We start from the raw sequence: 24,948 nt of genomic DNA on the forward strand, positions 1-24,948 counted from the left end.
TCGGCGGCGGGGCGGGCGGAGCCGTGCTCCGCCGACGCGGCGGGCGGCTCGGGGGCGGCGGGGCGGGCGCGGCCGCTCCAGGCGGCGTCGGCCAGCTCCCACAGGGCGAGCAGCCGCCCGGCCGGGACCCCGGCGACCGCGCACAGCGCCTCGACCGCCTGTCGCGGCACCGGCTTTCTGCCGTTGACATAGCGCTCCCAGGAGGACTTGCTGTACGGGGTGCGCGCGGCCAGTTCGGCAAGGCTCAGCCCCGCCGCCTCCCGCAGCGCCCGCAGTTCGGCGGCGAGCCGTTCGCACTCCGCGGCCGGCGGGAGGTCCCCGCTGCCGCGGCTATCGGGCACGGCGTAGCTCTCCCAGGGTGTCGGGGCCGACGATGCCGTCCTGGACCAGCTCGCGGGCGGCCTGGAAGCGCTTCGCGGCGGTCTCCGTACTCGGGCCGTACAGACCGTCGACATCGCCCGGGTCGAACCCGTGCCGCTTGAGCAGGCACTGGGCCTCGACGACGTCCCAGCCGCTGCCGTTGAGGGCGAGAATCGTGTCCTGGACCAGGCTGTGGCCCGCGTACAGCTTGCCGTCCTTCTCGCCCGGCTCGCACTCGTACGTCTCCCCCTGGCGGTACACGAACAACTCCTGCTGGCTGTTGCCCCCCTTGCCGGCCGACGTCCCGTCCTCGCCCGCCGACGCGGTGAGGAAGCCTCCCGCGAAGGCCAGGGCCGCCAGGACGACGGCGACGGCGAGAGCAGCCGCCAGGGGAACGGTCCGCCGGACGCGGGGCTCGGGGCCCTCGCCCGACGGCGGCGGTCCGGACTCCCCAAGCTCCGCCGTGCCGTTCTCGGCCCCGACCTCAGAGACACCAAAGACCCCCGTTGCATCCAGGGGAGATCCCGGGCCCGAGACCGTCGCGGAGGGCGATCCTGACGGGGTCCTCGACGCGGCCCCCGACGGGGCCCCCGACGGGGTCCCAGACGGGGTCCCTGACGGGGTCCCTGACGGCCGCGCGGCGCCGGGGAAGGAGTCCGACGGGGGCTCGGTCCCCGGCAGCCCGCCCTCCGCCGGGCGCGCCGCCCTCGACGCCTTCGCCTGCTCCGCCACCTCGTGCAGCACGAGCAGCCGGGTCGGCTCCGTACCGCAGATCCGCGCCAGTTCCTCGACGGCGCCGCGCGGCACCGGCTTCTTCCCGTTGAGATAGCGCTCCCAGGACGAGCGGCTGTAGCTGGTCTTGCCCGCGAGAGCGGCGAGGCTCAGACCGCTGTGATCCTTCAGTCTGCGTAACTGGACGACCAGTTGCCGCTCATGGTCGTCGAGTGCCGCCGGCAGTTCCTTCCATCGGGCCATATGAGATCCCCCCTCCCTCTGCGTCACTCCCCCATCAGATCGCCCTTCGGGAGGGCAGTTCCACCCTCTTCTCGTTCATGGCGTGTTCCGGCCAGGCGCCGGCGTCCCACGGCAGTCTTTCGAGCGCTCGCATCCCAGCAGCTCAGAGCTTGGGACGTCCCACAGGGGCCCATTCCGTCGACTTTCCTGGACCGCGGCGGAGTTGGCGCAGGAGAGTCGTTCCCGAACCGATGCCGGGCAGGGGCCCGGCGCACTCACAGGGGGATGAAACCAGTGAACGTACGCAGGCATCTCGCACTGGCGACGGCCGCTGCCGCTCTCGGCGGCGGTCTCGCCCTCGCCCCGGCGGCACAGGCGAGCACGGCCCAGACGGCTCAGGAGAGCGGCGCAGCGGCCTACTCCTGTCATATGACGAAGAAGAACGGCCGTTGGCACGCGGGCCACTACAGCGGCAACACCGTCACCCCCGCGGCCGGCAGGGTGACCTCGGCAGGCATCGAGGCTCAGTGCATCCTCAAGCACGTCTGGAAGCAGAGCATCGCGGTGGACGGCTACTTCGGGCCCAAGTCCCGGGCCGCGTTCAAGCCCGTGCAGCGGAGCGCGAACAGCGTCTGCAACGCGAAGCTCGTGGTCGACGGGCTGCCCGGCCCGAAGTCGTGGCCGTACCTGCGGCACACCGGCTGCCCGTGAGCCCTCGCGGTCACGGTGAGTCCGACGGCCGACGGCCGATGGCCGGGCACCGCTGATCGGTGACCGATGGCCGGTGGCCGGTGACCGATGGCCGGTGGCCGTGATGGCTGACGGCCGATGACTGACGGCTGACCACTGCCGTCGGGGATGCGCGGCCCGGCCTCTACGGGGGGAGGTCGGGCCGCCGTCGTCGTGTCAGCCGACCGAGGCCGTCTGCTTCTGCAGACGGCCGTCGAGCGCGTCCAGGAACTGCTCGGTCGTGAGCCACGGCTGGTCGCGCCCGATCAGGACCGCCAGGTCCCTGGTCATCTGGCCGTTCTCGACGGTGTCCACGCACACCTGCTCCAGTGTCCGCGCGAAGTGCGTGACATCAGGTGTGCCGTCCAGCTCTCCCCGGTGGGCGAGACCGCGCGTCCAGGCGAAGATCGACGCGATGGGGTTGGTCGACGTCGACCTGCCCTGCTGGCGCCTGCGGTAGTGGCGGGTGACGGTGCCGTGCGCGGCCTCCGCCTCGACCGTCCTGCCGTCGGGCGACATCAGGACCGACGTCATCAGGCCGAGGGAGCCGAAGCCCTGGGCCACGATGTCGGACTGCACGTCCCCGTCGTAGTTCTTGCACGCCCAGACGTAGCCGCCCTCCCACTTCAGCGCGGAGGCCACCATGTCGTCGATCAGCCGGTGCTCGTACGTCAGCCCCTTGGCGTCGAAACCGGCCTTGAACTCGGTGTCGAAGACCTCCTGGAAGAGGTCCTTGAAGCGGCCGTCGTACTTCTTCAGGACCGTGTTCTTGGTCGACATGTACACCGGGTACTCCCGCGCCAGCCCGTAGCGGAACGACGCACGGGCGAAGTCGCGGATCGACTCGTCGAGGTTGTACATGGACAGCGCCACGCCCGCGCCGGGGAACTCGTACACCTCCAGCTCCACGGGCTCCGAGCCGTCCTTCGGGGTGAAGGTCATGGTGAGAGTGCCCTCTCCGGGGACCTTCAGATCGGTGGCGCGGTACTGGTCGCCGAAGGCGTGGCGGCCGACGACGATCGGCTTGGTCCAGCCGGGGACGAGCCGCGGGACGTTCTCCATGATGATCGGCTCGCGGAAGATCACCCCGCCGAGGATGTTGCGGATGGTGCCGTTGGGCGAGCGGTACATCGCCTTGAGGCCGAACTCCTCGACCCGCGCCTCGTCCGGTGTGATCGTGGCGCACTTGACCCCGACCCCGTGCTTCCTGATGGCGTGCGCGGCGTCGATCGTCACCTGGTCGCCGGTGGCGTCGCGGTGCTCGATGCCGAGGTCGTAGTACTCCAGCTCGACGTCGAGGTACGGCAGGATCAGCCGGTCCTTGATGAACTGCCAGATGATGCGGGTCATTTCGTCGCCGTCGAGCTCGACGACGGGGTTGGCTACCTTGATCTTGGGCATCAGGCGGTACGTCCCTCTCGCGCGACTCGGCGATTTATCTCGTCGTCAAGATACTCGCCGTCGTGATGTCGCGCCGCTACAGCCGCGCCGCGCCGCCGGGGCGGGATTCCCGCGGGCTACCGGACGGTGAAGTGGACCGCGTCCTCCATGAAGGGGACGTCCAGCCACGGCTTCGGCTGGGTCACCAGGGCGAGCAGCACGATCAAGGTGCCCAGCAGGCCGTACGTCACCATGTCGGTGAACCGGGACCGCACCGCCAGCATGCCCACGGAGGGCACGACACGGCGCATGACGGCCCCGCCGATCAGTGCGCCGCCGATCAGGATCGTGCCGATGCGGAACGAGTCGGCGAAGGCGTCGACACCGACGACCACCAGGCCAACGCCGACGAGCAGAAGCACAGTGAGCAGCGGCCACTGCCGCGCGGGCGCGGGCGCGTCCCACGGCGCGGCGCGTCCGCCGCCCTCGGGGCGGGCGGTGTCGGTGGTGACGGCGGGGAACCTCCGGGAGCCCTTCTTCACAGGGCGTTCGGACGCATGGCCCACGGCAGCGGCGGAGGACGACGCCTCCGCCTCCGGGCCCGCAGAGTCAGCGGCGGTGCGTGCGGACGAGGTCTCCGCGGCAGGCCGTCCCGTGGGCCCGCCCTGCGATTCGGCCTCCCCGGCGCGGTCGTGCGGGGGGACCGACGTCGCTGTCCCGGCCGCCGCCGCAGGTCCCGCAGGGGACGGCTCTTCGGCGGACCCGCCGTCGGGCGGCGTCGCCGAGCCGGCCCGCCCGTCGCCGCCGGGCGACTCATCAGCCGGGCCCGCAGAGGCCGGCGACCCGCCCGACGTCGCCGACGGGTCGCCGGAGGGCTCCGGCTCGTCGTCTGCCCGGCCGCTGTTCGCAGATACGCCCATGGGGTCGGCCCCTTCGCTTCAGTCCGCTGCGGCGACGGCGCGCTCCGCCGCCTCGACGACGTTCACCAGCAGCATGGCGCGGGTCATCGGGCCGACGCCGCCCGGGTTGGGGGCGACCCAGCCGGCCACCTCCGCGACGCCCGGGTGGACATCGCCGACGATCTTGCCGCTCTCGTCGCGGCTGACGCCGACGTCGAGGATCGCCGCGCCGGGCTTGACGTCCTCCGGCTTGATCAGGTGCGGCACGCCCGCGGCGGCGACGATGATGTCCGCCTGCCGCAGCTGCGCGGCCAGGTCGCGCGTACCCGTGTGGCACTGCGTGACGGTCGCGTTCTCGGTCCGGCGCGTCAGCAGCAGCGGCATCGGGCGGCCGATGGTGACACCGCGGCCCACGACGACCACATGCGCACCGGCGATCTCCACGCCGTGGCGGCGCAGCAGATGCACGATGCCCGCCGGGGTGCACGGCAGCGGACCGGTCTCGTTCAGCACGAGCCTGCCGAGGTTCATCGGGTGGAGCCCGTCGGCGTCCTTGGCCGGGTCCATCAGCTCCAGCACCCGGTTGGCGTTGATGCCCTTGGGGAGCGGGAGTTGCACGATATAGCCGGTACAGGCAGGGTCCTCGTTGAGCTCCCGCACGACCGCCTCGATCTCTTCCTGCGTGGCGGTGGCGGGCAGTTCACGCTGGATGGACGCGATGCCCACCTGCGCGCAGTCGCGGTGCTTGCCCGCGACGTACTTCTGGCTGCCGACGTCGTCCCCGACGAGCAGGGTCCCCAGCCCGGGCGTCACGCCCTGGGCCTTGAGGGCCGCCACGCGGGCGGTCAGGTCGGACTTGATCGCGGCTGCGGTGGCCTTGCCATCGAGAATCTGGGCAGTCATGGGCCCATCCTCCCGGATGACCCGGCCTCTGTTCCAATCGCGTCCGATCGCACCGACTCACGGGATGCGCACATCCCAGCGGCCCTGGCCACGCAGGGTTGCACTTGCACAACTCCTGTGCATACCGACTGGACAAAAAGTCAACGTTACGACCACGATGAGCCGCGCAGTACCGCGGCAGCGCTGGGGGGCAGATCGCGAAGATTGTGGAAGTTCCTCCGCTCGGACCGCGTCGTCCCCGCACTTTCAACGGAGGAAACACGCCATGAGTTTCGGCGACCCGAACAACCCCTACGGCCAGCCCCAGGGCCAGCCGGGCTACGGCTACCCGCAGGCCCCGCCGGTCCAGCCGGGCTACGGCTACCCCGCCGGCCCGACCGAGATGCCGGGCGGCGTCAAGGCCGCGCGCGTGATGCTCTTCATCATCGGCGGCTTCCAGGTGCTCGGCGCCGCGCTCTTCGCGTTCACCGGCGCGGCCATCAGCGCGGCCAAGGACGACCCGACGCTCAAGGACGACGTCCAGTTCCAGCAGCTCGCCGACTACTCGGCCGGCGCCATCTACGCCATCGCGTTCATCGTCCTGCTGTGGGGCGTGCTCGCGATCTTCCTGGGCGCGAAGTTCGGCAGCGGCGGCAACGGCATCCGCATCACCGCGATGGTCTTCGGCATCATCACGGCGATCCTGGGCATCTACCCGTTCGTCATCGTGGGCCTGGTGCACACCGTGCTCGCCATCCTGATCGCCGTCTTCGTCGGCAAGTCGGACGGCGGCGCCTGGTTCAACCGCCAGCGCGTCGCCTGAGCGAGCGCACCCGCGTGCGAAGGCCGTGACGCGCCCCCGGGCGCGTTGCGGCCTTCGGCCGTTCTACTGGCGCATTCAGGCCACTCCGGCCTGGGCCCTACCGGTTGACCACTCCGGCACATCAGCCGCTCCGGCGGGATCGGCACACGAGTGGGTGACGAACGCGGCCTGTCAGGGCGACTGGCCTGGTACAGGGACGCCCGGCACCGGCCGCGGCAGTCGGACGCCCGGAGCCGTCCGCGCTCTCGCAGGCCCGCGGCGTCGACAGTCCGCGGGCCTGCGGTTCGCCCTGTTCGCCTCAGTGGAAGAAGTGGCGCGTCCCCGTGAAGTACATCGTCACGCCCGCCTTCTTTGCCGCCTCCACCACCTGCTCGTCCCGCACCGAACCGCCGGGCTGGACGACCGCCCTGACGCCCGCCGCGGTGAGGATCTCCAGGCCGTCCGGGAAGGGGAAGAAGGCGTCGGAGGCCGCGTACGAGCCCTGGGATCGCTCCGTGCCCGCGCGCTCGACCGCGAGCTTCGCGGAGTCGACGCGGTTGACCTGGCCCATCCCGACGCCGACCGACGCGCCGTCCTTGGCGAGCAGGATGGCGTTGGACTTGACCGCGCGGCAGGCGCGCCAGGCGAAGGCCAGCTCCTTCAACTCGTCCGCGGCGAGCGCCTCGCCCGTCGCGAGCGTCCAGCCGGCCGGGTCGTCGCCGTCCGCCTGGAGGCGGTCGGCGGCCTGGAGCAGTGCACCGCCGTCGATCGCCTTGACCTCGACCGGGTCGGCGGGGGCATCCGGGCAGCGCAGCACCCGGATGTTCTTCTTGCGGGCCAGCGCCTCGACCGCGCCGTCCTCGTAATCCGGGGCCACGATGACCTCGGTGAAGATCTCGGCGACCTGCTCGGCCATCTCCTTGGAGACCGGGCGGTTGACGGCGATCACTCCGCCGAACGCGGAGAGCGGGTCGCAGGCGTGCGCCTTGCGGTGCGCCTCGGCGACGTCCGCGCCGATCGCGATCCCGCACGGGTTGGCGTGCTTGATGATCGCCACGCACGGCTCGTCGTGGTCGTACGCGGCACGGCGCGCGGCGTCGGTGTCCGTGTAGTTGTTGTACGACATCTCCTTGCCGTGCAGCTGCTCGGCCTGGGCGAGGCCGCCGCCGCGGCCGCCGACGTACAGCGCCGCGCCCTGGTGCGGATTCTCGCCGTATCGCAGCACGGCGGAGCGCTCGTACGTCGCGCCGAGGAAGTCGGGGAAGCCGCTGTCGTCGGCCGCCGCGTAGTCGTCGGCGAACCAGCCCGCCACCGCCACGTCGTACGCGGCGGTGTGCTGGAACGCCTCGGCGGCGAGCCGCTTGCGCGCCGCCAGGTCGAAGCCGCCCGACCGCGCGGCCTCCAGGACCTCGGCGTACCGTGCCGGGCTGGTCACCACGGCCACGGACGGATGGTTCTTGGCCGCGGCGCGGACCATCGACGGGCCGCCGATGTCGATCTGCTCCACACACTCGTCGGGCGTCGCGCCCGAGGCGACCGTCTCCCGGAACGGATAGAGGTTCACGACCACCAGCTCGAACGGCTCCACGCCCAGCTCTGCGAGCTGCCGCTGATGGTCCTCGAGCCGCAGGTCGGCGAGGATGCCGGCGTGTACGCGCGGGTGGAGCGTCTTCACCCGGCCGTCCAGGCACTCGGGGAACCCGGTCAGGTCCTCGACCTTGGAGACCGGGACGCCGGCGGCAGCGATCTTGGCCGCGGTGGAGCCGGTGGAGACCAGTTCGACGCCAGCTTCGTGCAGCCCGCGTGCGAGCTCCTCGAGACCGGTCTTGTCATAGACGCTGATCAACGCTCGACGGATGGGCTTATTCACCGACATGAACCTTTCGTCCCTCAATGCGGTAGCCGTGCCAGGCCAGACGCCGCACGACATCGACGAGCAGCCTTCGCTCGACTTCCTTGATCCGCTCATGGAGAGCGGCCGCACCGTCCGGCGTGTCCTCTTCCGTCACCTCCACCGCGCCCTGCGCGATGATCGGGCCGGTGTCGACGCCGTCGTCGACGAAGTGGACGGTGCACCCGGTGATCTTCGCGCCGTAGGCGAGCGCGTCGCGCACTCCGTGCGCACCCGGGAAGCTGGGCAGCAGGGCGGGGTGCGTATTGACGATGCGCCCGCCGAACCTCGCGAGGAACTCCTTCCCCACGATCTTCATAAAGCCGGCCGACACCACGAGATCGGGGTCGTACGCCGCCGTCGCCTCGGTGAGCGCGTGGTCCCACTCCTCGCGCGTGCGGTGGTCCTTGACCTTGCACACGAACGTGGGAAGCCCCGCCCGCTCGGCACGCTCCAGCCCGGCGATGCCGTCGCGGTCGGCGCCGACCGCCACGACGCGTGCGCCGAACCCCTCCGGGTCGGCGTCGACGGCATCCAGCAGGGCCTGCAGATTGGTGCCGGAGCCGGAGACCAGGACGACGAGGCGTGCGGGCCGACCGGGGCGGGCGAGGGGAGGCGGGGAGGCCACGGCGGGTCTCTTTCTCACGGGCTGCTGCACTGACGGACTGCTGTTCTGACGGGCGGCGCCGGCGGGCTGAGCCGGCTTTGTATGGTCGTACGAACGAATCATGCCCTTCGATACGGGGAACCCTACGAAGGAGCCGACCGTCAGCAACGATACCGGCACCGACAACGGCCCCCGCGGGACGGGGGCGGAGCCGGGAGGTAGCGTCTGGGGACAGCACCCGTCCGCTGACGGGCACGACGAGGGGAAGACGTTCACCAGATGCCGGACCGCCGCCGCCGTATGGGCCACCTCCTGTTGCCGCGGGAACGCCAGTCCACGGACGAGAACAACCCCTTCGCGCCGCCGCCGGAGGGCAGGCCGGACCAGCCCTGGCAGCCGCGCCGCCCCGAGAACGGCGGAGGCGCCGAAGGGGGTGGCCGTGACGGCGGCAGCCGCGAGGACCACGAGGGTCGTGAGGACTCACCGGGCGAGGGCCCTGGTTCCTCCGGATCTGGCTCCTCCGGTTCCTCCTGGGGCGGCCAGTGGAGCAGCCGGCAGCCGGGCCGCGCCTCGGGCGGCGGCTTCGGCGGCCGCCCCAACGGCCAGCAGGGCTCCGGAGGCGGCCGCTCCGGCGGCCCGGCGGGCCTGCGCTGGGACCCGACGGACCCGGCCCAGCGCCGGGCGCGCTATGCGCTGCTTTCGGGCATGTGGGCGTTCTTCTTCGCGCTCTTCGACTTCCCGGAGATCGCGCTGCTGCTGGGCGCGCTCGCCCTGTACTGGGCGATCAGCTCCCTGCGTGCCAAGCCGCAGTCCCGCACCCCCGACCCGGCCGCCGCACAGCCGCCCGCCTCCCGGCAGCCGTCGTCCGGCAGCCCGGCCCGGCCCTTGATCACCGCGGCCGTCAGCGGCCTGGTCATGGCTTCGATCGCCCTGATGTTCGTAGCCGCGAACTTCACCGCGCAGCTCGTCTACCGCGACTACTACACCTGTGTCTCGGACGCCCTGACCAAGGACGGCCAGCTCGCCTGCAACGAACTCCTCCCGGAGCCCCTGCGCGGATGGATCGGCGTCAAGGAGTAGGGCCTGGACAAGCGCCGGGGGTGCCTTGCAGCCCTGCTGCACGGCACCCCCGAGGAGCCCTGTGAATCCGGCCGGCGCCGCACCTGCGGCGTCGGCCGGATCGCGTCTCAGTTCACGATCTTGCTGTTCCAGTGCTTGACCGGAGCTTCGAAACCGCCGCCCGTGCTGGTGAAGCTCCAGACACCGGTGTGGCTGCGGCCGTCGGAAGTGGTGCCGTAGTCATACAGGACGCCGAGGTCGGTCTTGCCGTCACCGTTGAAGTCACCGGCAACCGGCTCACTGCGCTCCCAGCTCCAACTACCCGAACCGGAATCCCACACCTTCAACGGCTTCTCAAAACCCGCACCATTACTGGCGAACGTCCACAGCCCAGAGTGATTACGACCGTCCCCAAGCTTCCCGTAGTCATACAGGACACCGAGATCAGCCTTACCATCACCGTTGAAATCACCGGCAACCGGCTTACTACGCTCCCAGCTCCAACTACCCGAACCGGAATCCCACACCTTCAACGGCTTCTCAAAACCCGCACCATTACTGGCGAACGTCCACAGCCCAGAGTGATTACGACCGTCCCCAAGCTTCCCGTAGTCATACAGGACACCGAGATCAGCCTTACCATCACCGTTGAAATCACCGGCAACCGGCTTACTACGCTCCCAGCTCCAACTACCCGAACCGGAATCCCACACCTTCAACGGCTTCTCAAAACCCGCACCATTACTGGCGAACGTCCACAGCCCAGAGTGATTACGACCGTCCCCAAGCTTCCCGTAGTCATACAGGACACCGAGATCAGCCTTACCATCACCGTTGAAATCACCGGCAACCGGCTTACTACGCTCCCAGCTCCAACTACCCGAACCGGAATCCCACACCTTCAACGGCTTCTCAAAACCCGCACCATTACTGGCGAACGTCCACAGCCCAGAGTGATTACGACCGTCCCCAAGCTTCCCGTAGTCATACAGGACACCGAGATCAGCCTTACCATCACCGTTGAAATCACCGGCAACCGGCTTACTACGCTCCCAGCTCCAACTACCCGAACCGGAATCCCACACCTTCAACGGCTTCTCAAAACCCTCGCCGTTGCTGAGGAACGTCCACAGGCCGGAGTGATAGCGGCCGTCCTCATGCCGGCCGTAGCGGTACAGCACGGCGACATCGTCCTTGCCGTCGCCGTTGAAGTCGCCGGCAACCGGCTTGCTGGCGCCCCAGTACCAGCTGCCCGTGCCGGAGTCCCACAGAGTGCGCGGGGCCTTGAAGCCGTCGCCGTCACTGGTGAAGCCCGTCAGGGCGGAGTGGTTGCGGCCCTCCGCGATCTTGCCGAGGTCGCTCATGACGCCGAAGTCGGCCTTGCCGTCGCCGGAGAAGTCGCCGGCCAGCGGAGTGTGCTGCCTGGGCAGGGAGCGCACCTGCTGAATCCACGGATTGATGTCGTCGACACGGGTGTCGAGAGCGCCCGTGCGCGTCTCCTCCGAGCCGAGGCATCCGCCCTGCCACGACCTGCTGTGGAGAGCCACCAGCTCGGGCCGTCCGTCGGCGATGCGGACGGCCGGGCCGCCCGTGTCGCCCTTGCAGATGGCGGCGTCGCCCTTGGCGGCCAGCCCGATGGTGGCGCCGTCGACGGCGTCGATGCCGAACTCGCCGCTGTGCAGACGGCCGGGCGCCCACCCCGTGGCCGTGCGGCCATAGCCCATGGCCTCCAGCGTCTCCCCCTTCTGCGGCGCCGAAACAGCCAGCTGAACGGGGGCGACATCGGTGACCGGCTCGGCGAGCCTGGCCATGACCAGGTCACGGTCCGATCGGGGAACGACCTCGGTGATCGCCACGGTCCGCGCGGCGGGCTGGAGCAGATCCGTGCTGCCGAGCGTGGCGGTCGACGGCTGCGCGGGCTTTCCGGCCGCCACCGTGCCGCCCGGGGTCTCTGCGAAGCAGCTGGCGGCGGTGAGGATCCACTGAGGGTCCACCAGCGCGCCCGTGCAACCGCGCGTGTCGCCGACGTCGATCTGCGCGGCGAAGGTACGGGATCCTTCCGCGGCCTGCCCGCCCGAAACGGCCAGGGCAGGCGTGCTGCCCAAGGCTGCGGCGGCGATGGCGGTGGCGGCCGCCAGGGTGCATCTGCTCGTTCTTCGAGAAAGGAACTGCGATGGCATGGGTGTCCTCCGGTGTGGAGTTGCTGGAGTCGAGTAAGCCGGTCCTGCCCTCGCGGCAGGCAGCGCCTACTTGTTGGCGTGGATCTCCAGGAGGACGTGGTCGCGTCCCTGGGGATCGGCCGTCTCGCCAACCGCCGTCCAGGTGTTCTTCTCGACGTCGAAGGAGACCTCGCGCTCGTCGACGCTCATGTCCACACGGGTCGAGTAGTCGTTCCCCCTGACCCCGTACACCTGATCCAGTTCCAGCTGGAGGTACCCGCCGTTCCCGGTGACCTCGAAGCAGTGCTCGCCCTTGGACCGGCTTGAGACCACAAGCGGGTTGGTCGCGGTCGCGCAGTCGGCGAGCACGATGTGGCCGTCGCCGCGGATCAGGCGGATTCCGCGCTCTTCGAAGATCTTGTCGGCCTGGGGGTAGGCGAAGTCCTCGACGGCGAAGGGCGGCATCTCGGCCGCTGCCGCGGCGGGGGCCACCGGTGCGTGGCCGTCGCGGGAGTCGGCGACGGCGGTTGCGGCGAAGGCGACGGTCCCCAGGACGGCGCCAGTCGCAAGAAGGGCAGAAGTAAGCTTCATGGTCACTCGATTGCTTCCTGTGCGTGTGGTCAGTACGGCCCGGAGAAATCGGGTGAGGCCCCGTCACCGTCTCGAATCATCGAGCATCGAGCATCCCTCGACGGTCGCAGCAGCAATCTGCGATCCATCCCCCGCTTCCCCCGTGTCAGCAAGGCTATTCATATCATCCTCCCGGCTGCCTTCCTTCGGAGAGGTGCGACGCCGACCAATGGGCCGGGACCGCCAGTTGACGACTTCCGGGCACGGCAGGGCCGGATGGCTGCGATGACCACGCAGTGCGCCGGACGGCGCGGGAGTGTGTGTCATCATGCGCGGTTCCGGGAACAGTTGCCCCGTTGGGCCCCGACCCGGCCCGACAGCAGTCGAGGGGGATATGACCATCAGCGGAAAGAGACTGAGACAAGCGGTGCGAGCGCGCGCCGCTGTCGCCATGACCACGGTCATCGCGCTCAGCACGGGGGCGCTGGGAATATCGACGGCGACCGCGGCCGAACAACCCCGGACCGGGAATGACCGCGGCCGCGTCGTCGCCGCCTGGCAGGCAGGGGATTCCGGCGTCAGGACGGCGGCCGAGCAGGCTCTGACCGGCTCGGACGAAGACATGAGGAATTCCTGAACGAGGGCCTCCGCATCGCTGCGGAGGAAGACGACCGGGTAGCGGCCCTGCGGATGCCCAGTTCCGTCGGAAAGGGAGTTCAGACAGCCGCAAGGAAGCCCTGACCCCCAGGGCCCGGGACCCAAGACCCACCGACACTCCTCAGGGGGCCCGGCGGCAAGCCCGCCAACACCCCAGGGAGGTCTGGGAGAAGCCTCGCCGAGCCCCCAGGGTGCAGGGCAAAGCCCACCAACACCCCCGGACGCCAGGCGAAGCCACTCGCACACCCCGGGGGTCGGGGGCAGAGCCCCCGGTTACGGGGAGGGGCGGGATTGGGGAAGGTCTCCCCCCGAAGAGCCCGACGGCTCCGTGCGCGGTTCGCCCTGGGCGCCCCGGTCCGCCCAGGGATCCGCCGGCAGGAAGTCATACGCCTCCGAGGCCTCCGGGCTCTCCGAGGTCCCGGAGCCCTTCGAGGTTTTCGGGGCTTCCGAGGTTTTCGGGCTCTTCGGGGCCTTCGAGGCTCCCGAAGGCTCCGCAGGCTTGGAAGGCCCCGCAGGCTTGGAAGGCCCCGCGGGCTTGGAAGGCTCCGCGACCTCGGAGGGCCCCGAAAGCACCGCAGACTGACCCGCCGTCTTCTCGATCCCCAGATCCGCACCCACCGGCACCTCCCGCGCCCCACTCACCCGGCGCGCCTCCCCCATCGCACGCAATCGCCGCCACCCCCGTACTCCCAGCGCCCCCGTCATCCCGATCCCCCCGCACCACACCAGCGCCGCCGCACCCGTCAGCCACCACACGGGGCCGAAGGCCGCCAGACGGCCGGTGCCCAGCGAACCGCCGGACGCCGCGGCGAGGAAGGCGGTCAGCAGGGCGCAGCCCGCCGCGCCGAGGAGGGCGGTGAGCACGGTGTCCCGCCACCCGGCGGGCCCCCGGTCCCGTACCGTCAGCCACGCCACCGCTCCGCCCGCCGCCATCGGCACCGCAAACGCGGCACTGGTCAGCGGCGTCGCCCCGCCACCCGTTTCCGGCACCGCCGCCAGCCACGGGAAGTACGGGGCGCCGCCGAGGGCGTCGGCCACGGACCCGCCCCCGCCCAACGGCGCCGCCGTCGCACCTGCGCCCACACCGAAGCCGGGCCCGAGCCCGTACGCCGCCCCCCAGACGGCCGCGTTCGGCATCAGCGCCAGCATCAGCAGGACCACCGCGGCCTGCCCCGGCCACGCCTCCGCCAACCGGAACAGCGACTCGTGCGCCGTGCCCCAGTGCCATCCCAGCGAGGCGACGGCGAGCACCGCACCGCCGGCGGCCAGGGTGAGGGCGGCCGTGCAGGCCGCGCGCAGCGCCACGATGACGCGGGTGCGGGCGACCCCGACCCGCGCCCGTTCCGGCACCCACCCCGGCAGCGGCCCCAGCGGCCGGCCCCGTGCCGTCCAGATCCCCGCGGCCGCCGACGCCGCCGCCACCGGCGGCAGATGCAGTACGGCACTGACGACGTCCCCGGCCAGCGGCCCGCCCGCCGCGTACGCCGTCGCCGCCGCGCCGACGATCAGATATCCCCCCGTCACCGCGCACCACACGTCCAGGCCGTTGCGCAGGCCGGCCTGCTCGCCGCGCTCCGCGGAGTCCCGCGCGGCGCGGTGCGCCAGCCAGACGGGCAGCGCCGCAAGCAGCAGCGGCACGACGCCCATGGGGGCGGGCTGGCCGGAGAGCGTGTCGGTCCGTACGAGCTCCACGCCGTGGGCGAGCAGCCACAGCGACGCGGCGACGCGGAACGCCCCGCCCGGCCCGCTGTCGGGGTACGGGGAGCTGATCCACGCCGCCGTCGCCAGCATCGTCAGGGCCCCGAGTCCCAGCCCCGCCGCCACCGCCCCGCGTACGGACGCCGCAGCCACCAGGACGGCCCGTCCGCCGTACGCCACGCTCTCCGTCTCGGCTGTCTGCGTCACGTCGGTCGCCTGAGTCACGCCGCCATGCTGCCAACGGCACCTGCTTTCGCCCCGCAACAGGCGAATGACCGTTGTGTCGCTCAATATATGGTTATGTACTTTAACGCAGAGTGCAGTGCGGCGGTGTCCCGGCCATGACCCGGAGCAGCACCCTCCTGGCCACGTCTTCGGAACCCGGCACGGCCTCTCGGGCGCCCACTGCGGAAACAGCGCCAGAGGGTTCGCCGAGGCCCGAACCGGAAACCGGTTCCAAAGCGGACCAGGGAGCGGAACGGGAAGCAGCCCCGGAACCGGGAACGGCCCCGGGGGCGGAAGCAGCTCCTGAGGCGGCTTCTGAGGCGGTTCCTGAGGCGGTTCCTGAGGCGGTTCCTGAGGCGGTTCCTGAGGCGGTTCCTGAGGCGGCTTCTGAGGCGGAAGCGGCTCACAGCCGTGCGCCGTCGCCCGCCCCCGCCGAGGCGTTCGACGCGCTCTACACGGAGGCCGCCCCCGCCCTGGTGCACCAGGCCTACCTGCTCACCGGCCGCCGCAGACTCTCCCAGGAGGCGGTAGAGCGCGCCTTCCACCACGCCTGGCAGCACTGGGCCGAGGTGGCACGCGACCGCGACCCCGCCGGCTGGGTACGGGCCGTCGCGTACGACCACGCCCTCTCCCCCTGGCACCGGCTGCGCCCCACCCACCGGCACCCCGACGCCCCGCCGGTCGAACACGACCGCCGCGCCCTGCTCGATGTGCTGCTCTCGCTGCCGCCGTCGTACCGCCGGACTCTGCTGCTCTACGACGGCCTGGGACTCGACCTGCCCGAGACGGCGGCCGAGACGGAGGCGTCCACTCCGGCCGCCGCGCGCCGACTGCTGCACGCCCGCGAGGCGGTGGCCGTGCGCCTGCCCGAGCTGGCCGACGCCGGGGGGCTCCAGAAGCGGCTGGCGGCCCTCGTCGGCTCCGGGCCCGCCATGGCGCCGTCGCCCGCGCGCGCGGTGCGCACCGGCGGCGAACGCCGGGCCAGGCTGTGGACGCGGGCGGCGATCGTGGTCACGACGCTGCTGATCGGGGTCACGGCCGTTGCCGCGATCACCTCCCCGGGGGAGTACCGGGCCCCCGTGGCCCCGGGTCGGCCGGTCGACGGAGTGCCCCCGGCCGCCGGACCCGAAAAGCTGAGCGATGGGAACGAGGCGCTGCGCGACCGGCTCCGCTCCGGGCCCGCCGCCGGACCCGGGCGACTTCTTCCGCAGCTCCGCTAGCAAGGGTGCGAGGTGACGCGCGGTGACGCTGATGGTGCGTGACGGTGGGTGATGGTGGTTGATGGTGCGGAGTGACGCGTGACGACGTGAAAGGACCCGCCCCCGTCCATCGGGGTGCGGGCCCTTTTCACATGCGTGCGTACGTCAGCCGACGAGGCTGTGTGCTCAGCCGCCGAGAATGGCGCGCGCCAGCTTGGCCGTCTCGGTCGGGGTCTTGCCGACCTTGACGCCCGCGGCCTCCAGGGCTTCCTTCTTCGCCTGGGCGGTGCCGGAGGAGCCGGAGACGATGGCGCCGGCGTGGCCCATGGTCTTGCCCTCGGGCGCGGTGAAGCCCGCGACGTAGCCGACGACCGGCTTGGTGACGTTGGCCTTGATGAAGTCCGCCGCACGCTCCTCGGCGTCGCCGCCGATCTCGCCGATCATCACGATCAGGTCGGTGTCGGGGTCCTCCTGGAAGGCCTTCAGCGCGTCGATGTGCGTGGTGCCGATGATCGGGTCGCCGCCGATGCCGACGCAGGACGAGAAGCCGATGTCACGCAGCTCGTACATCATCTGGTAGGTCAGCGTGCCGGACTTGGAGACCAGGCCGATGCGGCCGGGCTTGGTGATGTCCGCCGGGATGATGCCCGCGTTCGACTGACCGGGGGTGATCAGTCCCGGGCAGTTGGGGCCGATGATCCGGGTCTTGTTGCCCTTGGCGCCCGCGTACGCCCAGAACTGCGCGGTGTCGTGGACGGCGACGCCCTCCGTGATGACGACCGCGAGGCCGATCTCGGCGTCGATCGCCTCGACGACCGCGTCCTTGGTGAACTTCTCCGGGACGAAGATGACCGTGACGTCCGCGCCGGTCTGCTCCATCGCGTCCTTGACGGACCCGAAGACCGGGATTTCGGCGCCGTCGAACGCGACCGTCGTGCCCGCCTTGCGCGGGTTGACGCCGCCGACGATGTTGGTGCCGGAAGCCAGCATGCGCTTGGTGTGCTTCTGGCCCTCGGAGCCGGTCATGCCCTGGACGATGACCTTGGATTCCTTGGTGAGGAAGATAGCCATGGTTGTGGTGTCCCTCGTCCCTTACTTCGCAGCAGCCAGCTCGGCGGCCTTGTCGGCCGCGCCGTCCATGGTGTCCACACGCTGCACGAGCGGGTGGTTGCGGTCGTCGAGGATCTTGCGACCCAGCTCCGCGTTGTTGCCGTCCAGACGCACGACGAGCGGCTTGGTGACGGCCTCGCCCTTGGACTCCAGGAGCTCCAGGGCCTGCACGATGCCGTTGGCGACCGCGTCGCACGCGGTGATGCCGCCGAAGACGTTGACGAAGACCGACTTGACGTCCGGGTCGCCCAAAATGATCTCCAGGCCGTTCGCCATGACCTCGGCCGAGGCGCCGCCGCCGATGTCGAGGAAGTTGGCGGGCTTGACGCCGGAGTGCTTCTCACCGGCGTACGCGACGACGTCGAGGGTCGACATGACCAGACCCGCGCCGTTGCCGATGATGCCGACCTCGCCGTCCAGCTTGACGTAGTTCAGGCCCTTGGCCTTGGCAGCAGCCTCGAGCGGGTTGGCTGCGGCCTTGTCCTCGAGCTCGGCGTGCCCCGGCTGGCGGAACTCGGCGTTGGCGTCCAGCGACACCTTGCCGTCCAGCGCCAGGACGTCACCGTCCACGACCTTGGCGAGCGGGTTGACCTCGACGAGCAGGGCGTCCTCGGCGACGAAGGTCTTCCACAGGGAGACCAGCACCTCGGCGACCTTGTCGGCGACGTCGGCCGGGAACTTGGCGGCCGCGACGATCTCGCGGGCCTTCTCCGGGGTCACGCCCTCGTTCGCGTCGACCGGGATCTTGGCCAGGGCCTCGGGCTTGGTGGCCGCGACCTCTTCGATGTCCATGCCGCCCTCGACGGAGGCCATCGCGAGGAAGGTTCGGTTGGTGCGGTCGAGGAGGTAGGAGACGTAGTACTCCTCGGCGATCTCCGGCGCCAGCTCGGCGAGCATCACCTTGTGGACCGTGTGGCCCTTGATGTCCATACCGAGGATGTCGCGGGCCTTCGCGACCGCGTCGTCCTCGTCGGAGGCCACCTTCACGCCGCCGGCCTTGCCCCGGCCGCCGACCTTGACCTGCGCCTTGACGACCGACTTGCCGCCGAGACGCTGGGTCACCTCGCGCGCCGCCTCAGGCGTGTCGATGACTTCACCGGCCAGCACCGGTACACCGTGCTTGGCGAAGAGGTCCCTCGCCTGGTACTCGAACAGGTCCACGCGCGTCCGTCCCTTTTCTAATGATCGCGGTTCGTTGTCTGCGTGGGCGTGCCGCGAAGGGCAACGTGACTCCGCTGTCACATAGGGGGGCGTACACGGTGTCCGTGGACGCGGCATGTCCGTCTCGCAGGTTATCCCCGTGGGACCTGGCTCCCTAAATCGCAGATCACACCTGCGCGGTGATACCGGTCACAGAATCCCCTCCCGGGGGCCGCGGCCATAGGACGCCGTGTCCGGTATGGGCAGAGGGCGTTTCTCGATGGCCGCCGCCATCACGTCGGGGAACAGATCCGGCGTACAGGCGAACGCAGGCGCGCCCAGCGCGGCGAGCGCCGCCGCGTGCTCGCGGTCATAGGCCGGCGTGCCTTCGTCGGAGAGCGCGAGCAACGCGACGAACTGCACCCCCGAGGCCTTCATCGCCGCAACCCGCTTCAGCATCTCGTCCCGTATCCCCCCTTCGTACAGATCGCTGATCAGGACGACGACGGTGTCGGCGGGGCGGGTGATCTGCGACTGGCAGTACGCCAGGGCCCTGTTTATGTCGGTGCCGCCGCCGAGCTGTGTGCCGAAGAGGACGTCGACCGGATCGTCAAGCTGGTCGGTGAGGTCAACGACGGAGGTGTCGAAGACGACCAGCCGGGTGCTGATGGATCTCATGGACGAGAGGACCGCCCCGAACACCGAGGCGTAGACGACGGAAGCGGCCATCGAGCCTGACTGGTCGATGCAGAGCACCACCTCCTTCTTCACCGACTGCGACGCCCGCCCGTATCCGATGAGCCGCTCCGGAACGACCGTGTGGAACTCGGGCAGGTAGTTCTTGAGGTTGGCCCTGATGGTGCGGTCCCAGTCGATGTCCCGGTGCCGGGGACGGCTGACCCTGGCCGAGCGGTCGAGCGCTCCCGTGAGCGTGGACCGGGTGCGTGTAGCGAGCTTCTTCTCGAGCTCGTCGACGACCTTGCGCACCACCGCCCTGGCGGTCTCCTTCGTCGTCTCCGGCATGGCCTTGTTGAGGGAGAGCAGTGTGCCGACCAGATGCACATCGGCCTCGACGGCCTCCAGCATCTCCGGCTCCAGCAGCAGCGTGGACAGTCCCAGCCGGTCGATCGCGTCCCGCTGCATCACCTGGACGACGGAGGCGGGGAAGTAGCTGCGGATGTCCCCCAGCCAGCGGGCGACCGAGGGGGCGGACGCGCCGAGCCCCGCGGAGCGGTCGCCCTCACGGCCGCGGCCGCCCGCCCCTCCCCCGTACAGCGCGGTGAGCGCTCCGTCCATGGCCGCGTCCCGGCCGGAGGGCGCCCAGCACGTGCCGTCGGCGTCGCCGCCTCCGAGGACGAGCCGCCAGCGTCGCAGCCGCTCGTCGCCCCCCTCTCCCATGGCCGCGTCGTCCGCCGTGGTCAGCCTGTCCGCCATGGCCGCGTCGTCCGCCGTGGTCAGCCTGTCCGCCATGGCCGCGTCGTCCGCCGTGGTCAGCTTGTCCGCTGTAGCGGTCTTGTCCGCCGTGGCCGTCTCATCCGCCGCGGCCGCCCTGTTCACCGTGGTCATCGAGTCACCCCCCGCAAGGTCGTCAGGTCGTTGTCGTTCGGCCCGTCGGCTTCCGCGGTCCCGAGCAGCAGGCGCAGCACCGGCAGGACCGCGCCCGCCCGCGTCTCGTCGAGGCCGGGGCCAAAACCGGGGGTGTGGGGTCCGGAGTGCGCCGCCGCCCCTGGGCGGCCCGCGCCCGGGGCTCCACGCCGGACCAGCTCGCCCAGAGTGCGGCGCACCCCGGGCTGGTAGGCCGAGAAGGTGCGGCGCAGCAGCGGCAGCACATCCGTGAACGCCTCCGTCGGCACCCCGGTGAGCCAGGCGTCGACCAGCCCCAGCAGCCGCTCGTCGTGGATCAGGAGCATGCCGCCGCCTGAGGCTCCGCCGACGAAGCCCTCGATCCAGGCTGCCGCGTCGGCCGGCGGCGTGCCGGCCGAGAGGGCGAGCGCCATCAGCCGGGCGGCCTCGTCGTCCGCCAGCCGCCGGTCGTCGAGCAGCAGCCGCACGGCGCGGCCGCGGAGGACTCCGGGCACCGTGTCGCGGTCCGCGAGGCGGCGGAGGACCGCGGTCCAGCGAAGGGTCTGCCGGCCGGCGTCGGGCAGCAGACCGATCACGCCGTGCACGGCGTCGAGATTGGTGCGCATCGCGGCTGCGCCGTCCGCGTCGAGCCCTGTGCACGCGGGCGGCAGGCCGACGCATATCCGGTCGGCGAGCCCGGAGGCGACCTCGGCGAGCGCCGCCGTGTCCGTGGACCGCACATCGCCGTACCGAAGCGAGCGGACCAGTGCGGGCAGCGCCTCGGCGAGATGGCCGACGTCCGCGTCGAGCGCGGCACGGTCGGCGAGGGCACGCATCACCACGGGCAGCGCGTCCGGCAGCCCGGCCAGCAGACACCGCTCGGCGAGGGCCGTGACATCGGCGAGCGCGGCGGCCTCCAGCGCCCGGGCCTGGGCCTTGGCGGTGGCGGCGGAGAGCACGGTGGTGCCCCAGACTCCGGCCTCCGCGACCCGCACGGCCAGCTCCGGGTCCCAGCGGAGCCGCCAGGTCTCGCGGAAGGTGCCCGTCCCCGACCGTCCGGCGGCGGGCTCGCCCCAGCGGATGCCGAGCAGGTTCAGCCGGTGCAGCAGCCGGCTCTTGGCGGCGTCGGTCTCCTTGCGCAGGTCGAGGTCCGCCTCGCGCTCGAGAGCCTCGGGTTTGAGGCGCAGGCTGCGCTGCTGCCGGGCCAGATCGCGCTGGAGCGGGACGGCGGGTGCCGCTTCCGGGACCTCCCCGAGCACGTCCCCGACGACGAGCCGGTCCCGGACGAGGTCGAGCGGCACGTCGGAGCCGTCGCACAGCACGGCTCTGACGGCGTCGGTCGTCTCGGTCAGCCCGGCGAGCGGGCGTCCGCGCATGGCGGCGAGCGTCCCGGCGAGCCGCACCGCCTCGATGACATGGGCGGAGGAGACCATGTGGTCCTCCTCGCGCAGCAGCCCGGCGACCTTGGTCATCCAACGCTCGACGGGCCGGTCGGGTGCGCTGAACAGATGCGCGTACCAGCCGGGTGAGTCGATGCCCGCGCCGTAGCCGGTGTGCCGGGAGAGACGGCGGTGGGTCCAGGGCACCCAGGTCATCTCGGTCTTGACCTTGGGGAGGCCCTTGAGGAGGGCCTTGTCGGCCGCCATGGTGGTCTTCCGGGCGAGCGCGGGCACATGCCAGGCCCCGCACACCACGGCGACGGCGTCCCCGAACTCCTTGCGCGCCGCACGGAGCTTGAGCCGCATATGCGCTTCGCGTACGAGGTCGCTCCCGTGCCCGCCGTGGTCGTATGTCTCGCGCAGCGCGGCCATCGCCTCGGCGACGGCGGCGAACGGGGCGTGGGAGTCGTCGTCTTCGCGGGCCGTGCGGTGCTCGACGACGTCTTCCCACCAGCGCTCCGGGTCGTCGTAGCCGGCGGCTTGGGCGAGCGCGCCGATGGGGTCCACCCGCATGGCCTCCGCGGTGCCGTGGATGTCCGTCTCCTCTCCGCCGTCTTCGGGGGCGGCGCCCTCCCCCGCGGTATGCGCCGATTCCGCCGGGTTCTCCTCCGGCTCCCCCGCGGTCTCCTCCTGCCGCATCGCCAGCGAGTGCGCCGCCGGGAGGTCGATGAACCGCACCGGGACGCCGTGCGCCAGCGCCCACCGGATCGCGGTCCACTCCGGCGAGAACTCGGCGAACGGCCAGAACGCCGCCCGCCCGGGGTCGTCGACCGCGTGGGCGAGCAGTGCGACCGGCGGCCGCATGCCGTCGTCGGCGGCCAGCGGCAGCAGTGCGTCCGCCTCGGGCGGGCCCTCGATCAGGACGGCCGCCGGCGAGGCCGCGTCCAGTGCGGCCCGGACCGCCCGCGCCGAGCCGGGCCCGTGGTGGCGGACGCCGAGGAGCAGCGGATGCGTCATGCGCTCACCTCGCGGCAGGCGCGGTAGAAGTCCTTCCAGCCGTCACGCTCGCGCACGACCGTCTCCAGATACTCCTGCCAGATCACCCGGTCCGCCGCCGGGTCGCGCACCACCGCGCCGAGGATGCCGGCGGCCACGTCGCCGGGGCGCAGCACTCCGTCGCCGAAGTGCGCCGAGAGTGCGAGACCGCCGGTGACCACGGAGATCGCCTCGGCCGTGGACAGCGTGCCCGAAGGGGACTTGACCTTGGTGCGGCCGTCGGCGGAGACGCCGTCGCGCAGCTCGCGGAAGACGGTCACGACCCGCCGGATCTCCTCCAGGCCCTCGGGCGCGGCCGGCAGGTCGAGTGAACGCCCTATCTGGTCCACTCGCCGCGCCACGATGTCGACTTCGTCGTCGGCCGAGGCGGGCAGCGGCAGCACGACCGTGTTGAAGCGGCGGCGCAGCGCGCTGGAGAGGTCGTTGACGCCGCGGTCGCGGTCGTTGGCGGTGGCGATGAGGTTGAAGCCGCGCACCGCCTGCACTTCCTCCCCCAGCTCGGGCACCGGCAGTGTCTTCTCCGACAGGATCGTGATCAGGGTGTCCTGGACGTCGGCGGGGATGCGGGTCAGCTCCTCGACCCGCGCGGTCATGCCTTCGGCCATGGCGCGCATGACCGGGCTGGGCACGAGGGCGTCGCGGCTGGGGCCGTGGGCGAGCAGCTGCGCATAGTTCCAGCCGTAGCGGATGGCCTCTTCCGGGGTGCCGGCGGTGCCCTGCACAAGCAGTGTCGAGTCGCCGCTGACGGCCGCCGCGAGATGCTCGGACACCCATGTCTTCGCCGTGCCGGGGACGCCGAGCAGCAGCAGGGCGCGGTCGGTGGCGAGCGTGGTGACGGCGACCTCCACGATCCGCCGCGGCCCCACGTACTTGGGTGTGATCACGGTGCCGTCCGGGAGGGCGCCGCCGAGGAGGTAGGTGGCGACGGCCCACGGCGACAGCCGCCAGCCGACCGGACGCGGCCGGTCGTCGGCTGCGGCGAGGGCCGACAGCTCATGTGCGAACGCCTGCTCGGCGTGGGGCCGCAGCGCCTCGGGCCCGGCCGAGTCCGATGCGTCGGACGCGTCGTCACAAGCGCTGTCGGGCATGGTTTCAGGCATGGCTTCGGACACGGACATGGGTCCCCCTCAAGATCGCTCGGCTCCGTCGGCCGATGCGTTCTCCACGGTGCACCACACCACTGACAATCGATCGCTGACGAGCCGTCGCCGCAGGTCAGAGCCGATTGTCAGTGGTCGGTCCTACCGTCGTCGACATGAATCAGCAGGGGGTGCGCTGGACGTCGGAACAGGTGCTGGCACTGGCTCCTGACGACGCTTCACGCAGAGCGGGAAACAAACTGAGCGGGCCCGGCCCGTGGTCGGGTGCGGGCTGCAGCGGCTCGGGGGCGGTGTGGGGTCTGTGCAAGGGCAGTGGAAGCAGGCCGTACCAGACGGTTGTGGACACCGCGGGCGGCCCGGCCTACAAGTGCAGTTGTCCGAGCCGCAAGTTTCCGTGCAAGCACGCGCTGGGTCTGCTGCTGCTGTGGGCGTCGGACGGCGCCGCGGTCCAGGACGCGGCCGCGCCGGAGTGGGCCGAGCAGTGGCTGGAGGGCCGCAGACAGCGAGCCGCCGGCCGGGACGGCAAAGGCGGGGGCCGGGGCGGCGGGAAGCCGGCCGATCCGGAGGCGTCCAGGCGGCGTGCGGAGCGCAGGGCGGAGCGGATCACCGCGGGCGCGGGTGAGCTGGAGCAGCGGCTCGCGGATCTGCTGCGCTCCGGGCTGGCCACGGCCGAGCAGTCGGGGTACGGGCTGTGGGAGGAGACCGCTGCCCGCATGGTGGACGCCCAGGCGCCCGGGCTGGCGGCCCGCGTCAGGGAGTTGGGCGCGGTGCCCGGCTCGGGGGCGGGCTGGCCGGTGCGGCTGCTTGAGGAGTGCGCGCTGCTGCATCTGCTGAATGCGGCCTGGCTGGGCCTCGATCGGCTGCCCGATCCGCTGGCGGCGGTGGTCCGGTCCCGGGTGGGGCTGTCCTCGCCCGCGGCGGGCGAGCCGGTGCGGGACCGCTGGCTGGTCCTCGCGCAGTACGACTCCGCGGACGGCAAGATCACCACGCGCCGCATCTGGCTGCACGGCCGGGAGTCGGGCCGGACGGCGCTGCTGCTGTCCTTCGGCGCCCCGGGCCGGGCTCCGCAGCTGGCGCTGCCGGTGGGGCTGACGGTGCAGGCCGTGCTGACTCCGTACGGCGGGGCAGGCCAACTGCGTGCAGAGCTCACCGAGACGGCCGGCGCCCCCGTGCAGGACGGCGGACGGCCGCCGGGAGAGCCGGTCACCTCCGCGGTGGAGGCGTATGGGCGGGCGCTGCGCGACGATCCGTGGCTGGAGTCCTGGCCGGTGACGTTGCGGGACGTCATACCGGTTCCTGCGGACGAGGGGTGGCAGCTCGCCGACGCGGACGGCGAACTCGCGCTGCCGGTCGCCCCCGACGCGCTGTCCCGACCCGGCCTGCTGCGTCTCGCCGCGGTGTCCGGCGGCCGGCCGGTGGCCGTGTTCGGCGAGGCGGGCCATCGGGGCTTCTCCCCGCTCGCCGTCTGGCCCGAAGGCGCGTCCGAGACGGTTCCGCTGATCTGAGCCCGCTGAAGAAGCCGAAAGCAG

21 protein-coding genes are annotated in these 24,948 nt (G+C 71.4%); 6 read left to right on the forward strand and 15 right to left on the reverse strand.

From position 1 onward, the window contains the following. On the reverse strand, positions 1–341 hold a 341-nt coding region (locus QCN29_RS11785; RefSeq protein ID WP_279927817.1), incomplete at its 3' end, for a helix-turn-helix domain-containing protein. Further along, the gene (locus QCN29_RS11790; protein WP_279927818.1) at positions 331–1,335 is read right to left on the reverse strand and encodes a helix-turn-helix domain-containing protein; all 1,005 of its coding nucleotides are present in this window, start codon (positions 1,333–1,335) and stop codon (positions 331–333) included. The genes QCN29_RS11790 and QCN29_RS11785, both read right to left, overlap by 11 nt. A 273-nt stretch (positions 1,336–1,608) precedes the next feature. Between QCN29_RS11790 and QCN29_RS11795 the strand changes: the two genes are divergently transcribed. After that, entirely contained in the window at positions 1,609–2,025 is a 417-nt protein-coding gene (locus tag QCN29_RS11795) for a peptidoglycan-binding domain-containing protein (RefSeq protein ID WP_279927819.1), read from the forward strand. 195 nt (positions 2,026–2,220) lie between these two features. Here the strand turns inward: QCN29_RS11795 and QCN29_RS11800 are convergent, their stop codons facing one another. The 3 genes from QCN29_RS11800 to QCN29_RS11810 form a co-directional block, all read right to left on the reverse strand. After that, the gene (locus QCN29_RS11800) at positions 2,221–3,444 is read right to left on the reverse strand and encodes an NADP-dependent isocitrate dehydrogenase (protein WP_279927820.1); all 1,224 of its coding nucleotides are present in this window, start codon (positions 3,442–3,444) and stop codon (positions 2,221–2,223) included. A gap of 116 nt (positions 3,445–3,560) precedes the next feature. Beyond that, complete coding sequence (locus QCN29_RS11805; RefSeq protein ID WP_279927821.1) at positions 3,561–4,343, reverse strand: DUF3017 domain-containing protein; 783 nt, start codon at positions 4,341–4,343, stop codon at positions 3,561–3,563. A gap of 18 nt (positions 4,344–4,361) precedes the next feature. Further along, on the reverse strand, positions 4,362–5,225 hold the full coding sequence (locus QCN29_RS11810) for a bifunctional methylenetetrahydrofolate dehydrogenase/methenyltetrahydrofolate cyclohydrolase (protein WP_279927822.1): 864 nt from the start codon (positions 5,223–5,225) through the stop codon (positions 4,362–4,364). A gap of 265 nt (positions 5,226–5,490) precedes the next feature. On the opposite strand from QCN29_RS11810, the gene QCN29_RS11815 reads away from it, so the two are divergent. Further along, on the forward strand, positions 5,491–6,027 hold the full coding sequence (locus tag QCN29_RS11815; protein ID WP_279927823.1) for a hypothetical protein: 537 nt from the start codon (positions 5,491–5,493) through the stop codon (positions 6,025–6,027). 298 nt (positions 6,028–6,325) lie between these two features. On the opposite strand, the gene purH is transcribed toward QCN29_RS11815, so the two are convergent. Both purH and purN read right to left on the reverse strand, forming a co-directional pair. Next, positions 6,326–7,882 (reverse strand): bifunctional phosphoribosylaminoimidazolecarboxamide formyltransferase/IMP cyclohydrolase, encoded by a 1,557-nt coding sequence (purH, locus tag QCN29_RS11820; protein WP_279927824.1) that lies wholly within the window; start codon positions 7,880–7,882, stop codon positions 6,326–6,328. Continuing rightward, positions 7,869–8,525, reverse strand: a complete 657-nt coding sequence (gene purN / locus QCN29_RS11825) for a phosphoribosylglycinamide formyltransferase (RefSeq protein WP_240139863.1) — start codon at positions 8,523–8,525, stop codon at positions 7,869–7,871. The genes purH and purN overlap by 14 nt, the downstream gene beginning before the upstream one ends. A gap of 258 nt (positions 8,526–8,783) precedes the next feature. On the opposite strand from purN, the gene QCN29_RS11830 reads away from it, so the two are divergent. After that, entirely contained in the window at positions 8,784–9,584 is an 801-nt protein-coding gene (locus tag QCN29_RS11830; protein ID WP_279927825.1) for a hypothetical protein, read from the forward strand. Between the two features lie 107 nt (positions 9,585–9,691). Here QCN29_RS11830 and QCN29_RS11835 read toward each other — a convergent pair whose 3' ends face one another. Then, entirely contained in the window at positions 9,692–11,743 is a 2,052-nt protein-coding gene (locus QCN29_RS11835) for a trypsin-like serine protease (RefSeq protein ID WP_279927826.1), read from the reverse strand. A 66-nt stretch (positions 11,744–11,809) separates the two neighbouring features. Then, positions 11,810–12,313, reverse strand: a complete 504-nt coding sequence (locus QCN29_RS11840; RefSeq protein WP_279927828.1) for a hypothetical protein — start codon at positions 12,311–12,313, stop codon at positions 11,810–11,812. Positions 12,314–12,743: 430 nt separating this feature from the next. Between QCN29_RS11840 and QCN29_RS11845 the strand changes: the two genes are divergently transcribed. Beyond that, on the forward strand, positions 12,744–12,929 hold the full coding sequence (locus QCN29_RS11845) for an ALF repeat-containing protein (protein ID WP_279927830.1): 186 nt from the start codon (positions 12,744–12,746) through the stop codon (positions 12,927–12,929). Positions 12,930–13,222: 293 nt separating this feature from the next. On the opposite strand, the gene QCN29_RS11850 is transcribed toward QCN29_RS11845, so the two are convergent. After that, a complete protein-coding gene (locus QCN29_RS11850; RefSeq protein ID WP_279927832.1) occupies positions 13,223–14,872 on the reverse strand; it encodes a cell division protein PerM in 1,650 nt (549 codons plus the stop codon). A 476-nt stretch (positions 14,873–15,348) separates the two neighbouring features. On the opposite strand from QCN29_RS11850, the gene QCN29_RS11855 reads away from it, so the two are divergent. Beyond that, positions 15,349–16,092: a sigma factor-like helix-turn-helix DNA-binding protein gene (locus QCN29_RS11855; RefSeq protein WP_318036707.1), complete on the forward strand. Its 744-nt coding sequence runs from the start codon at positions 15,349–15,351 to the stop codon at positions 16,090–16,092. A 165-nt stretch (positions 16,093–16,257) separates the two neighbouring features. On the opposite strand, the gene sucD is transcribed toward QCN29_RS11855, so the two are convergent. The 5 genes from sucD to QCN29_RS11880 all read right to left on the reverse strand — a co-directional run bounded on the left by sucD (position 16,258) and on the right by QCN29_RS11880 (position 23,407). Continuing rightward, on the reverse strand, positions 16,258–17,142 hold the full coding sequence (sucD, locus tag QCN29_RS11860) for a succinate--CoA ligase subunit alpha (RefSeq protein WP_240139869.1): 885 nt from the start codon (positions 17,140–17,142) through the stop codon (positions 16,258–16,260). Between the two features lie 21 nt (positions 17,143–17,163). Next, positions 17,164–18,342: an ADP-forming succinate--CoA ligase subunit beta gene (sucC, locus tag QCN29_RS11865; RefSeq protein ID WP_240139870.1), complete on the reverse strand. Its 1,179-nt coding sequence runs from the start codon at positions 18,340–18,342 to the stop codon at positions 17,164–17,166. Between the two features lie 189 nt (positions 18,343–18,531). Further along, on the reverse strand, positions 18,532–19,755 hold the full coding sequence (locus QCN29_RS11870) for a VWA domain-containing protein (protein WP_279927938.1): 1,224 nt from the start codon (positions 19,753–19,755) through the stop codon (positions 18,532–18,534). Between the two features lie 128 nt (positions 19,756–19,883). Continuing rightward, entirely contained in the window at positions 19,884–22,280 is a 2,397-nt protein-coding gene (locus tag QCN29_RS11875; protein WP_279927834.1) for a DUF5682 family protein, read from the reverse strand. After that, positions 22,277–23,407, reverse strand: a complete 1,131-nt coding sequence (locus QCN29_RS11880) for an ATP-binding protein (protein WP_240139872.1) — start codon at positions 23,405–23,407, stop codon at positions 22,277–22,279. The genes QCN29_RS11875 and QCN29_RS11880 overlap by 4 nt, the downstream gene beginning before the upstream one ends. A 167-nt stretch (positions 23,408–23,574) precedes the next feature. Here QCN29_RS11880 and QCN29_RS11885 point away from each other — a divergent pair, with 167 nt between their 5' ends. Beyond that, positions 23,575–24,924, forward strand: coding sequence for an SWIM zinc finger domain-containing protein (locus QCN29_RS11885; RefSeq protein WP_279927836.1), 1,350 nt, complete (start codon positions 23,575–23,577; stop codon positions 24,922–24,924). Positions 24,925–24,948 lie beyond the last annotated feature (24 nt).

The organism is Streptomyces chengmaiensis, assembly GCF_029846775.1.
Classification (GTDB): domain Bacteria; phylum Actinomycetota; class Actinomycetes; order Streptomycetales; family Streptomycetaceae; genus Streptomyces; species Streptomyces chengmaiensis.

Bases quoted from the DNA above. Each gene is read 5' to 3' on its own strand.
- QCN29_RS11790 (WP_279927818.1), bottom strand. From the start codon at position 1,335: ATGGCCCGATGGAAGGAACTGCCGGCGGCACTCGACGACCATGAGCGG.
- QCN29_RS11800 (WP_279927820.1), bottom strand. From the start codon at position 3,444: ATGCCCAAGATCAAGGTAGCCAACCCCGTCGTCGAGCTCGACGGCGAC.
- QCN29_RS11805 (WP_279927821.1), bottom strand. From the start codon at position 4,343: ATGGGCGTATCTGCGAACAGCGGCCGGGCAGACGACGAGCCGGAGCCC.
- QCN29_RS11810 (WP_279927822.1), bottom strand. From the start codon at position 5,225: ATGACTGCCCAGATTCTCGATGGCAAGGCCACCGCAGCCGCGATCAAG.
- QCN29_RS11815 (WP_279927823.1), top strand. From the start codon at position 5,491: ATGAGTTTCGGCGACCCGAACAACCCCTACGGCCAGCCCCAGGGCCAG.
- purH (WP_279927824.1), bottom strand. From the start codon at position 7,882: ATGTCGGTGAATAAGCCCATCCGTCGAGCGTTGATCAGCGTCTATGAC.
- QCN29_RS11830 (WP_279927825.1), top strand. From the start codon at position 8,784: ATGCCGGACCGCCGCCGCCGTATGGGCCACCTCCTGTTGCCGCGGGAA.
- QCN29_RS11835 (WP_279927826.1), bottom strand. From the start codon at position 11,743: ATGCCATCGCAGTTCCTTTCTCGAAGAACGAGCAGATGCACCCTGGCG.
- QCN29_RS11840 (WP_279927828.1), bottom strand. From the start codon at position 12,313: ATGAAGCTTACTTCTGCCCTTCTTGCGACTGGCGCCGTCCTGGGGACC.
- QCN29_RS11845 (WP_279927830.1), top strand. From the start codon at position 12,744: ATGACCACGGTCATCGCGCTCAGCACGGGGGCGCTGGGAATATCGACG.
- sucD (WP_240139869.1), bottom strand. From the start codon at position 17,142: ATGGCTATCTTCCTCACCAAGGAATCCAAGGTCATCGTCCAGGGCATG.
- QCN29_RS11870 (WP_279927938.1), bottom strand. From the start codon at position 19,755: ATGGCGGACAGGCTGACCACGGCGGACGACGCGGCCATGGGAGAGGGG.
- QCN29_RS11875 (WP_279927834.1), bottom strand. From the start codon at position 22,280: ATGACGCATCCGCTGCTCCTCGGCGTCCGCCACCACGGGCCCGGCTCG.
- QCN29_RS11880 (WP_240139872.1), bottom strand. From the start codon at position 23,407: ATGCCCGACAGCGCTTGTGACGACGCGTCCGACGCATCGGACTCGGCC.
- QCN29_RS11885 (WP_279927836.1), top strand. From the start codon at position 23,575: ATGAATCAGCAGGGGGTGCGCTGGACGTCGGAACAGGTGCTGGCACTG.